This window comes from Actinomadura sp. NPDC023710 (assembly GCF_040639875.1).
Classification (GTDB): domain Bacteria; phylum Actinomycetota; class Actinomycetes; order Streptosporangiales; family Streptosporangiaceae; genus Spirillospora; species Spirillospora citrea.
In genome coordinates this window covers 63,393-75,357 of the sequence record NZ_JBFAGB010000001.1, presented here as the reverse complement: position 1 = coordinate 75,357, position 11,965 = coordinate 63,393, and the positions used below count along the sequence as shown (strand labels likewise).

General features: G+C 68.7%; 9 protein-coding genes. 3 read left to right on the top strand and 6 right to left on the bottom strand.

What is annotated here, in order from left to right; translation table 11 throughout:
• Positions 1-127: 127 nt before the first annotated feature.
• From AB0H37_RS00385 to AB0H37_RS00365, 5 genes are all read right to left on the bottom strand, one after another.
• Positions 128-2,005, bottom strand: coding sequence for a hypothetical protein (locus AB0H37_RS00385; protein ID WP_360610262.1), 1,878 nt, complete (start codon positions 2,003-2,005; stop codon positions 128-130).
• A gap of 49 nt (positions 2,006-2,054) precedes the next feature.
• Entirely contained in the window at positions 2,055-3,278 is a 1,224-nt protein-coding gene (locus AB0H37_RS00380; protein ID WP_360610260.1) for an AAA family ATPase, read from the bottom strand.
• A gap of 75 nt (positions 3,279-3,353) precedes the next feature.
• Complete coding sequence (locus AB0H37_RS00375; protein WP_360610258.1) at positions 3,354-4,322, bottom strand: helix-turn-helix domain-containing protein; 969 nt, start codon at positions 4,320-4,322, stop codon at positions 3,354-3,356.
• Between the two features lie 807 nt (positions 4,323-5,129).
• Positions 5,130-5,531: an ATP-binding protein gene (locus AB0H37_RS00370; protein ID WP_360610256.1), complete on the bottom strand. Its 402-nt coding sequence runs from the start codon at positions 5,529-5,531 to the stop codon at positions 5,130-5,132.
• 684 nt (positions 5,532-6,215) lie between these two features.
• Entirely contained in the window at positions 6,216-6,749 is a 534-nt protein-coding gene (locus AB0H37_RS00365) for an ATP-binding protein (RefSeq protein WP_360610254.1), read from the bottom strand.
• 379 nt (positions 6,750-7,128) lie between these two features.
• On the opposite strand from AB0H37_RS00365, the gene AB0H37_RS00360 reads away from it, so the two are divergent.
• The 3 genes from AB0H37_RS00360 to AB0H37_RS00350 all read left to right on the top strand — a co-directional run bounded on the left by AB0H37_RS00360 (position 7,129) and on the right by AB0H37_RS00350 (position 10,618).
• Positions 7,129-8,544: an XRE family transcriptional regulator gene (locus AB0H37_RS00360; RefSeq protein WP_360610252.1), complete on the top strand. Its 1,416-nt coding sequence runs from the start codon at positions 7,129-7,131 to the stop codon at positions 8,542-8,544.
• Positions 8,537-9,454, top strand: a complete 918-nt coding sequence (locus AB0H37_RS00355; RefSeq protein WP_360610250.1) for an aminoglycoside phosphotransferase family protein — start codon at positions 8,537-8,539, stop codon at positions 9,452-9,454. The genes AB0H37_RS00360 and AB0H37_RS00355 overlap by 8 nt, the downstream gene beginning before the upstream one ends.
• Before the next feature lie 367 nt (positions 9,455-9,821).
• Positions 9,822-10,618, top strand: a protein-coding gene (locus AB0H37_RS00350; RefSeq protein ID WP_360610727.1) for an IS5 family transposase whose coding sequence is annotated in 2 segments (ribosomal slippage) — positions 9,822-10,164 and positions 10,164-10,618 — 798 coding nt in all. Because the reading frame shifts where the segments join, the coding sequence is not laid out codon by codon here.
• Positions 10,619-10,691: 73 nt separating this feature from the next.
• Here AB0H37_RS00350 and AB0H37_RS00345 read toward each other — a convergent pair.
• Entirely contained in the window at positions 10,692-11,531 is an 840-nt protein-coding gene (locus AB0H37_RS00345; protein WP_360610248.1) for a hypothetical protein, read from the bottom strand.
• Positions 11,532-11,965: the final 434 nt, after the last annotated feature.

The window sequence follows — 11,965 nt, the reverse complement described above, 5'->3', positions numbered from 1 at the left end:
TTTGGGTTGGCGGCGCCAGTGCTGCCTGTCTGCGCCCAGGACGTTCCGGAGCCGGTTGCGGGCGGCATGTTGGCTCGGTGTACTGGTCGGCCCGGTGCGCCTTGGGGGACGCACCGGGTGGCGGGTATCAGGCGGTGCCGGGGGCGCGTGCGGCGGCGGCGCCGATGGCGTCGGCGGCTGCGGCAGGGTCGGTCAGGGTGACCAGATGTGCGCCCTTCATGGGTTTGGTGCGGCTGGACAGCGATAGCCACACCACGCCGCACCCGGCGGCGGTGAGCCGGTCAATGCGCTTCTGGCCGTCTTCGCGCTGGTCGTCTTTGAAGATGCCGTCGGACACGACCACCAGTAGTCGGGCTGCGCCGATGCGGGTCAGCTCCACGGCGGAGTCGAGGGCGTCGACGGCCTGGACGAAGTCCTCTCTCGGGTCGCGGGCGGGGAACTCGGTCACGGTGGCCGGGGTGTGTCCGGGGCGGACGATCGGGCGGACTCGGGCGCCGAAGATGACGGTGGCCGCTATGGCGTCGGGAAGGTGCCCTGCGGCGCGGGCCATGATCCACGCAGCCGACGCGATTGGCGCGGCCAGGGCGTTCATGGATCCGGACACGTCGCAGGCGATGCCGACACGTAGCGGCGGCGCGGGCACGTGGCGCCGGGTTGTGCGGGTGAACGGCTCGGCGGTCGGGGTGGCACCGGCGGCGCGCTGAGCGTCGGCGGCCAGCGCGCCGCGCATGGAGAGCCGTCCGGGCGGGGTGGGAGAGGTGTGGGTGGTGGTGACGCGGTCGCGGTGCGCGGCGGCGCGCAGTTGCCGAGCCAGGCGGCGGGCGGCGGCTTGCTCGTCGGGGTTCGGCGGACGGGTCCCGCTGATCGAGGTCCGTCCGCGTGCTGTCGTCGGCGCGGTGCTCGCGGCGAAAACGCGGCGCGAGGCACGGTCAGCGGCCTCGCGTGCGTCCTTCTCCTCTCGCCGCTTCTGCGCGGAGTCAAGGCTGGGTGAGCTGGTAACGGGTTGTGCGGCGGCTGCGTGAACGGCGGCCATGGTGGCGCCCAGCGCGGCGGCCAGCGGGGAAGGGTCGCCCGAGGCGCCCGGTGTTCCAGGTGGCGGGGGCGGTGCGGGACGTTCAGGGTCGACGTCCAGGATCCGGCACCAGCGCCGCCCGAGGTCCATCATGGTTTCGGCGTCGTCGTCGCCAGTGGCGTGCGCGAGGTGCCACAGTGCGGCCAGGGCACTCAACCGAGTCGGGCCGAGGACGTCGAGAACGGCATCGGCCAGAGTCTTGGTTTCCGCTTGTTCGAGGATTCCGGCGTCGACGCGGGCCAGGATCAGCGCGGCGGCGCGTCCGGCGTTCCACGGCGTCATCGCCGCGTGCGGCGTAGTCACCGGCGGGGCGGTCGGTGGTGCGACCGGTGGAGCGACCGGTGTGCTGGTCGGGGCGCCACCGGACGGCACGGGCCCGCCACTGGACGTGGTGGCAGGCGGGCTGGTGAAGTCGGCCAAGATGAGGCTGGTGGCGGAGGCCCGGAGCCAGCGCCGGTCAGCGGGGCGGCGGCGGATCTGCACGGCCTCAATCCGCGACTCTTCGAGTGCCATCGCCGCCTCGGCTGCAGCAGCGGGCGCGCCCTCGGGGACGTCCCATCGGGTGTGGGCGGCGTGTGCGGCCTCGTGCGTCAGGACGCCCCATAGGGCCGGGTAGCGGTCCCGATCAGCGGGCCAGGACGGGTCGCACGTGGCCGGGTCCTGCCGCAGGGTCCTGCCGTCCAGTTCGATCGTGGCCAGAGCCGGAACGAAACAGCCGGGCGCACCGCGCCCGAGGCCGGGCGCGCACTGCACGGTGAGGTCCTCCCGGTCGGTGAGATCGGTGACGGCCTCGGTGAAAGCGGCCGACAGCCTCAGCCACGCCCCGGCCAGGCCGGTCACCGGCGCGGACGCCGTAACTGGGGCGGCGGGCGCGGCGCCCGGTCCGGTGCCAGACGGCGCGAGGGGCGGAGCGGGGATGACGTGCGTTGTCATGGTTCCTCCGTGCGGGTGCGTGCGGTCGCGGGTGCGGCGGTGTGGCGGGTTAGATCTGCTGTCCGAGGGCCAGCGGTGCGACCGCGCGCCCGTAAACGGAACTGATGACCTCGGCGACGACGTCGCGGTCCTCTTCGGGGGCGATGCCGAGAAGGTTGGCCACCGCAGCCTCGGGCCCGAGAACCCCGGACATCTTCTGGAAGGCGATCAGCTCGCGTAGTTGCGGCGCCCATCCGATCTCGCCGGACTCCTGTCGGCGGGCCAGGTTCCGCGCGACGCGCACGGCGCGCGGTTCGATGTCCAGGACGCGAGCCAGGTCGTAGTCGGTCGACACGCGAATCTGCGCGGCGAACCGGGAGGCGAGCGCCTCGGTGAGCACGGCGCCGTGAACGCCGGGGTTGTGTCCGGCGACCACGTAGAAACCCTCGGCGGCAGTGATCGTCTCGCCTTTGTGCGCCTTGACGGTGATCTGGCGCCGCCCGTCCATGGCCGGGTACACCACGGCCAGCACCTTCGGCGAGATGAGGGTGGCGTCATCGATCAGCAGCGTCCGGCCCTCGGTCATGGCGGTGATCAGCGGCCCGTAAATGAACTCGTAGCCGCCGCCCGGTGCCTGGGTGTACTCACCGACGAAATCGGCGACGGCGGTGTCTCCGTCCCCGGCAACCGTGATCAGATCCGGGAACGCCGCCTCGACCAGGGACGTCTTCCCGGTGCCGGGCGGTCCGTACAACATGGCGGGGATGGACGCTTCCCGTAGCCGCCGCAGCGCCGCGACGTCCGGCAGGTCGGCCAACCGGCGCGGGTGGTAGGTCTGACCGTTCGGCCGCACCACCGGCCCGACCACCGGCTTCTCGACCTTCGCCGATGTCCCCGAGGCACCGGCCGTGCGTGGGGTCGGCGCGGACGCGGCCTTCGGCGCGGGAGCTGTGGCGGTTGTGGGATGGGCGGTCCGGGCGGCGGACGTGCGGCCACCCTTGAGGGCGTCGGCAGTGGTGGCGGTGGCTCGGTAGCGGCGCGGCCCGGTGGCTGCCAGCTCGGCCTGCCCACGGTCGGCCAGCACGGACAGCGCGTTACCGACCGCACCGGCCGACCGGTCCAGACTCCGGGCGATCTCACCTGGAGTGAACATCTCGCCGGGGCGGTCGGTCAGGATGGCGGCGACTTTGCGGCGCAGCTCACCTTGCCCGAGGCGTCCGGTGCTACTCGGCACGGGCACCGAGCCCGGTCGGACGGTCGGCGCGGCGGTCGAGGCGTTGGGCGCTGTGGTCATGGCGTGGCTCCTTGCGGGTGTGGGTGGTCGGGACGCCGGGGGCGGGCCCTGCCGATGGCCCGCCCCTGTCGGCGGTCAGCGCGCGGCGCGCTCGGCGGGACGGGCGGTGGTGGCGGTGAACCTGCGGGGCCGGTCGCACACCAGCTCCGCCTCACCGGCCTCCGTGAGGCGGTCCAGGGCGTTGGACACCGCCCCCGCCGAGTGCCCGATCACCTTCGCGACTTCGTGCGGGGTGAACGCCGCGCCGGGGTGGGCGGTCAGGTGGCCGACGACCTTCGCGCGCATCTCACCCGGCGCCGAACGTGGCGCCCCCGACGCGGTACGCGGGCGCCCGTTCGCAGCGGCGCGCACCAGCCGCCGCACCTTCCCCGAGCCGCCATAGACACCTTCAACCGCCGCCAGCGCCCCCGCACCGTCCCCGCCGTCCAGCGCGGTCAGCGCCGCCGCGATGGCGTCCTGCAGCCCGGTCAGCGCGTCCCGTGCCTCAGACACCGCCGCCGCGTCCATCCCCGCCGCGTTGTCCTCGGCGCCCGTGGTTTCGGTGGCGTCATCGTCGGTGGCGGTGTCCGTGTCGGTCAGGGCGTCCCCGCCGGTGGCGGGCGCCTCGGTCGGCGCGCCCGGACCGGTGGCGGTGTCGTCGGTCGGCGCCTCGGTCGTGATCGAGATGGCGGCGGTGGTGTCCCCGTCGCTGGTCGGCACATCCGGAGCGGACACCTCTGGGGTGTCGCCGGTGGTGGCCATGGCCGGGCACCAGGTGTCGGGCTGCCGCTTCCCGCCATCGTGTCCGCCGCGCGTCCGGGTGGCGCGACCGTCGCGCTCCAGGGTGGTCAGAATCCGCGCGACGGTGGCGCGGCTGACACCGGACGCCTCCGCCAGCGCGGTCACGGTCGCGCCGGGGTTTCCGGTCAGCGCGTCCCACACGTCCCCTGCCGCGCCGGACGGACGCGCCCCGCCCCCAGTGGCAGGGGTGCCGTTTCCGACGTTCTCGATGCCCGTGACACCGTTCCCGGTAGCGCCATTCGGGGTGATGTTCTTCGCGGCCATTTCGACTCCCATTCGGTATCACCGGCAACCGGATTCCCGGCGCCGTTCCCGTTCATCGGAGCTCGACCATTTCTCGATGCAACACCACCAGGCAAGCACCTTCGGCCACATTTTTAATCACCTCCAGGGCTGAACGTTGTCACTATTCGCGCCCTCAGGAGCCTAAACCCAAGCAATCGCAAATGCCGATGCGGCGCACAAATGACGACCGCGCCACCTCTGGCGAAAAAGGTCTCGCGAAAGACGTCAAAACGGCTAGGCGACTTGACGTCTCAGATCAGGGAACGTCGCCCTTCGTACACCTCACGCACTCGAGGCGACGCGGCCTCGGGTGCACGCGCCTCTGCCTGACGGCGGCCGCCGGCGAGTGACGGTGAGGGCCGCAGCGAAGTACGCGGGGGTCGGGCACGTGGTGATACAGAACCGCAAGACTGGCCGGCAGTCGCAACAGTCATCGACTACACAGACGCGCGGACTATTACCAGGGGTCGTCCTGGTGACGAGTCGGGCACACGAACAGAAGACGCAGCAGCACATCTACCTGCACCGACAGGCGCGTCAGGGGCTTCTGGCCATAGACAGGAGCCCGAGAAGAACCCCGAAAAGAAGACCGAAGAGAACCCCGATAAGAACGGCCGACTATAGACACACCCACGCAAGGACATATGCACACAATTAGGCACACACGTAGACGTGCCCTGGCCGCAGGCTCGTCTTGCGAACCTGCGGCCAGGGTCTCGCCGCTACAGGCGCTTCTTCTACGCTGTCCCCGAGGGGCCAGCCTGCTACCGACAGGCTGGGCCCTCCCTAGGGCACCAGGATCGCCTGCTGCGTGGAGTTGTCTTGGACCGGGCGACGCAGGTCCATGTCAGCCCACACGGTGAAGCCGTCCGCGGAGCTCCCGTGAATCCCCATGGTCAGGGCCAGCTTCGACACGGTGAGTAGGCCATATCCCCCCTCCCGCGGCTGGCACTCCGGCATCTCAGACCGGACCGTGGGCACGCACCCTCCGCCCAGATCGGTCACCGCGATGTAGGCGATCTCGGCCAGCGTCACCTCCAGGCCGAACCAGCCCCGTTCACCTCCCGACCGGGAGTGACGCACGGCGTTGGTGGCCATCTCGGCCACCACTACCGCCACGTCCTCCTCGCGGCCGGTCCCCTCGAACAGGGTCGCCGCGAACACCCGCGCTACACGCACCTGGTCCACACGGCCTGGGTAGACGCGACGCCACCGCATCGGCTCCGATCCCCACAGCCATTCACGAGGGGTGGACAAGCCCCAAGTTCCTTCTTTCACTATCCCATCCTCTCTCCGGCGTACCGCTTCACCGGAAACTGATTCCGAACGACGTGACGGACAGGGCAATCAAGGGGCACCTCTTACGTTCGGTCAAGGCTCAGCTACCAACGTGATTGGATTGGTGCGCAACGCGCGGCGATGGCACTCCATGAGATTTGGCTGCCTGAGCTGCCGATACGGCGGGAAGAGTCTCGTCGCGCACCCAGTTCGTCGGATCGGGAACCGAGGTCAGGTGTACGGCGGCGATGAGATGAGCAGCGGCCTTCATCGTGTCAGTGATCGGGCACACCGGTTCGGACCGTCGAGCGACGATGACTCCGCCGCGGTACACCGTTCGCCGCCACTGCCAGTACAGGACGCGGCTACCGGGCCATGGCAAGCACCAAATTGTCCTACCGCTCCGCGGGTCGACGCCGATCAGGCGAGCCGACACAGAGACCGTCGACGGTGCTGATTCCCACGTGCTGGCGGCACAAAGGCCCACGTCGCTGAGTAGATCCACGAGGTCCCGCGCCAGGTCGAACCGATCAGGTGGAACGAGTCGTCGCGGATCTGACGCCATGCCGCTGGCCCTGCGGTTGTACTGCCCAATCACAGCAGCCCGTTCCCGGGCAGGACGAACGCCACAGCCTTGCCGGGCCGTCGCGCCGAGGAGACGACGGTGGGATAGGCCTTGCACAGACCACCTGAGAGCCGATGGACGATCGCCAGACCATGGCCGCTGTCCTGGGGCACTTCGGCCGGCACGCACTCCGCCGCCCCAGCTTCTTGCAGCTTTTCGAAGATCTCTGGGATACCGGCGAGGTCGGTGCCCCCGTCGACAACCTCGCACCAGACGGGACGTCCACCGACAAGCACGAAGCGGATCTCGTACGGCCCGCAGGCATAGGAGACGGCGTTGGCGGCAAGCTCTCCAACGGCCAGCTCGGCGTCGTCGACATCGTTCTCGTCCACACCGGCGTTGCGCAGCGTCTCCCGAAGCAGTGCCCTGGCGTGGCGCGCGGTCCGTTCTTCCGGAAGATCACGGATCTCCAGATGGAAGCCGGCGAGCTCCGTCTGTTCGATCAAGGTATCTTCGGCCTGCCCGGACAGCACCTCCTGCTCTTGCTCGTGGGGCTCTGTCACGACCGCACCTCCTGAATGGCCCTTGCCGCCTAGCAGCCTTCTGACCTCGTCTGGGTGCCAGAACAGTGACGCAGAGTCAGCAAGGTGCCAACCGTCGCGAATCCGCGAATCCGCGCGAACCGTGGAAGAGACACGGAAGCCGGCCTCGAACCCGTCCCCGGTCCACGGGAAGACGTCCGTGCACGTCAGAAAGGGGGTCTAGGTGACCGGCGCCGTTCTACGCTGAGGCCACTGGCACCAGCCGCGTCAGAACGCCGTGGGAGTACCAATGGCCCGAGGAGAGCACGCACCGTCTTGCGCACGTCGATGGCGCCAGCGAGGCCAAGCCGAAAGCTGGCGGACGTGGAAGCTGGTACAAGCGATACACCACTGCTGTGGGGTGAGCCTGCTGAAGGCGCACCGACTCGCTCTGGGCTGGACGGCTCAAGCCGCCATCGACCACTTGGTCGAGCTTTGCGAACGCGAGCACCTCGGAGAACCCCACGCCAACATCGATCTGTTGAACGTGTGGGAGAACGGCCGAGGCCGTCCACGCCCGGACACCATCGATCGGCTCTCCAGGCTGTACCGGGCCAACCCGATCAAGCTCGGTTTGGCCGCCGATTATTCGGAAGACACGGATCTCGACGAGGCTGTGGTGGTTCCCGCCCCACGTACGTCACCGCTCTCGTCTGCTCCCCCACAGACGCCGGTCCTCACTCCGAGTGCCTTCCATAGCCCTGGGACTCCCGGCCAGTTCGACGACGAGACCAACCGTCGAACGTTGTTCAACGACGTTCTCGCAGGATGCACCAGAGCCTCGCGTGGCCATCTCTTAGCGGAAGTGGAGACACTGAGACAGCAGATGGACCGCACTCTGGCCACCGGAACGGTCACCGAGGACCAGATGGACCGCCTTGAGGAGACGGTCCTGCGATGCCGCCGCGACTACCTGGTCACTCCGCCACTGCCGATGCTGTGCCGGCTCATGCTGGAGTTCAGCGATGTGCGGAACCTCGCCGCCCAGCGACAATCTGGTTCGATCCAATGCCGGCTCTCCCGGGTCGCCGCCGTCCTGGCGATCCTCAGCGCGGACGCCTTGATGAAGCTTGGTGACGTCCGTCAAGCGACTGCCTGGTACGGCACAGCGAAGACGGCCGCCGACGACACCGGTGATCCCTATCTCAGAGCGCTCGTTCGAGCACACGAGGCGATGCTGCCGTACTACTACGGCGACCCAGCCGAAACCGTGAGCCTCGCTCGGGAGGCACAAGCCCTTTGTCGGGCCATGCCCTCCTCCCCTACTGCGTTGGCTGCGGCCGCCGAGGCACGGGCCCTTGCGCGCATCGGCGACCAACAAGGCGCTATCAGTTCGCTCACCCGAGCCCAACGGCTCTTCTCCCAGATCAAGGAGCGCAACAACGGGGCGCTGGCCTTCGACTTCACTGAGCAACGGCTCTATCTGTACATGAGCGGCACCCACGCGTACCTACCCGACCTTCAACGCGCCGAGGCGGTACACGACGCAGCCTCAGCACTGTGCCACCCCACCAGCCCGAACATCGATCCAGCGCTGGTCAAGCTGGACCGAGCGGCAACACTCGCCCGCAACTCGCGGGAAGCCGAAGCCTGCGAACTAGCCACCCAGACCCTCCTGGAACTGCCGGCCGAACAACGAACAACCATCGTGTTCGTCCGTGCCCGCGATGTCCGCTCTGCCCTTCCTGCCCACCGCCGGCGGAACAGGGCCCTGAACACCTTCGAAGAGGCATTGGCCTTGGACACCGCCACCATCCCGGGCGGCCGGGATGCCTAACCAGCTGACCGGCGCGGCCGATCTTCATCAGCGCGCCCACGACGTCCTCCGCGCCGCATGCGCACAGGTCGGTCTCGACCCAACCGGCGCCGAACTACTCCGGCTGCGCAGCAACGCGGTGTTCAAACTGTGCGAGCCGATCATCGTGAGGGTCGCCACCGCCCCCACAGCCGCGGAACGTCTCCCCGCTGTCCTCGCGGTCACACGCTGGCTCGCCGACCAGGGATTTCCCACTGTCCGGCCAGCCGATGAACTCACGGCCCAGCCCATAAGCGTCGAGGGCGCCACCATCACGTTCTGGCGCTACATCCCTGCCGCTAAAGCCCCCGCCACCACCGCTGACCTCGGCCGGCTGCTTCGCGGCCTACACACTGGCCCAACTCCGCCATTCCCCCTCCGGACTCTGACGGACCCGCTGGCGAGCATCCGCGCAACCGTCCAGCATCACCCCGGCATCCTCAACTCTGACGACCTGACCTGGCTCAGTGAACGCGTCCGCGACCTCACCGCGGCCTGGCGCGCGTTGCCGTTCGAGAAGCCACCGACCCTTCTGCACGGCGACGCATGGATCGACAACCTGCTCCGCCACCAGGACGGACACGTCGTGCTGGGCGACTGGGACAGCGTCGCCCTCGGTCACCGCGAATGGGACCTGATCCACAGCTACCACGGCGAGCGCCGCTTCGGCCTCTCACCCAACGACGTTGACGACTTCGCCGCCGCCTACGGCTACGACCTGCGCAGATGGGACGGCTACGAGACCCTCATGCAGATCCGCGACATCTACGCCATCGGCATCCACGTCCGCAACGCCCCCGGCGACCCCTTCTCCCGCCGCGAACTGACCCACCGCCTGGCGTCCCTCCGAGCCAGCAACACCCGCACACGCTGGCACATGAAAGCCGATTAGCCAGCACCAGCGCGGAACCCCACGGGCCACCGGGCCTGCCACCGTCTACAACTTCGTCACCAACGCCAAGTGTGCTGCCCCTCGTTCCCTATGTAGGCCCCTCCCCTTCGGGCCCGTCCGGTGGCACCCCGATCGTTCTTTCAGTCTCCAGCAAGGCGGTGGCTGCCGCAGCTCCGCGCGGCCGAAATCGATCTCCAGGTGGTCCTACTGTTCATCGACGACCGTTGGACGAACGCTGAGAGGCCTGCCCCGGGCAGGCCTCTCAACCTCCTGACGAGCCTTTACCCGGTTGCACGGGTCCTACCGACACCACGCGTTAAGACGCCATCTCATTTGGGTTGGCGCCGGTAGTCTGCCGGCCGTGGAGATGGTCGAGCGGCTGGTGCCAGAGGAGTTGTGGGAGCTGTTCCAGCGGGTGGTACCGCCCGCTCCGACGCGGCCGCAGGGCGGCGGTCGGCGCCGGTACGGGGATCGTGAGGTGCTGGCGGCGATCATCTTCGTGGCCACCACTGGCTGTACGTGGCAGCAATTGCCCCCGGTGTTCGGGCCGTCGGGCCCTACCGCGCACCGGCGCTTCACCGAGTGGACGGCCGCGCGGGTGTGGGCCAAGCTGCACCGCCTGGTGCTGGAGGAGCTGGGCGTGCGCGGCGAGCTGGACTGGTCGCGATGCGCGATCGACTCCGTCAGCGTCCGTGCGAGCAAAGGGGGGAGCTGACAGGCCCGAATCCTGTCGACCGCGGCAAACGTGGGTCGAAGATCCATCTGCTGACCGATCGTGCCGGACTGCCCCTGTCTGTCGGAATCTCAGCGGCCAACACCCACGACAAACTCGCGCTGGAGCCGCTGGTGCGGGGCATCGCGCCGATCCGCTCCCGGCGCGGACCGCGCAGGCGCCGCCCGGCCAAGCTGCACGGCGACAAAGGCTACGACTACACCGACCTGCGGCGCTGGCTACGCGGGCGGGGCATCACCCCGCGCATCGCGCGCCGCGGCATCGAGTCCTCCGACCGGTTGGGGCGGCATCGCTGGGTGGTGGAACGGACGGTGTCCTGGCTCAGCGGCTGCCGCCGCCTGCACCGCCGCTACGAACGCAAGCCCGAACACTTCCTGGCCTTCGTCGGCATCGCCGCCACCCTCATCTGTCACCGCCGACTTGCCAAATGAGATGACGTCTAAAGGGGATGCGCATGTCCGCTAGACGGACGGGCCTCGACCAGCGCCTCCAGCCGTTACCGCTCTACCAGCCCTCAAACTGGATGCCACACAGAACGGACACCACCAGCATGGTCGCGATGAGCGCATTGCCGGGGTTTACCTGGCGCGGGTCGTTCGCAGCGTGGGCAGTCGCGTGCCGGTTGAACTGTTCGGGTATCGGATCGCCCGGGAAGAACTCAACGAGGGCCCGCGCCATGGAGGGGACGATGAGGTTGGTTCGGAACTTGTTCCCAAGGCCGTCTTCCGCGATGGACAGGCTGCTCTCCAGACTCTCGCGCATCCGCGCGTACCTGTACCGCTGCAGCCTCGGTACCAGTTTGTCCCGGTCGTGGATGTCGCGCAGGAGCCGGTCGAACAGGTTCCCGGCGTGAGACTGCTCAGGGGCGTAGAGACCTTGTTCCACCGCAACGAGCACGTCCTGCGCGCCCCGCACGTGACCCTTCAGGCCGGGCTCGTCCACGTCGGCCAAGACCGACCGACAATCGGCGACGATTTTGGTCTGCTGGTCGAGGAGGATCGCGACGCGGCGGGTCCGATCTGGGGCCTGCATAAGGTCGTGCACAATCTCCCGGCGCGGCACGTACGCCAGTGGGATCCCGTCGTCTACGAGCACGGACCTCACGTCTTCGAAGTCGCTGCCCCCGAAGTGCTCCCTCAACCGCCACCCGCGCGGGTTCGGCGGCGCCCAGTCCTCAAGAACGCCGAGCTGGCTCAGAGCGTGGGAGAACTCCAGCAAAGCTGGGTGGATTCCCTCCAGCCACCCAGGTGACGCCTGGAACGCCTCGGTCGCCTCGCCGAAGGCGAGGAGCCCCTCAGCAAGGCCAGTGAAGGGCATTTCGGCTAGTTGTGCGAAAACCGGCAAACCCCTTCCTGCATCGTTCGCTGGAGCGCTTCCTGGAGAGGGGACACTGCAAGCGCGTCCCTCGGCAGGGCCGGCAAGAGGGGGTTCGGTTCGTTCACAACCTCAGCTTCGCTGCTGGAGGACGGGTTCGGGGTCTCTTCGGTAGGTTCTGCCACTCCGGTCATAGTCGTGCCGAACCGATCACGTAGCAAGCGGATATGCGTGCACCGTGTCACCGGCTGGCGACGTCCCTGCGCAGGCGCTATTCAGGCGATGACCGAGGTGACAAAGGCTTCCAAGTCTGCTTATGCCCGCGTGCAAGGAGGAAGGCCAGCTCGGCGCAGAGGTAGCGACCGACGATGCTGCCCAGCTCGCTGGCCTCACCACTGCGCTGCACTCATCAACGCGACACCGCGGCCGATGTGCACAGTCTGGCGGGAGGAGCACAGGGGCGA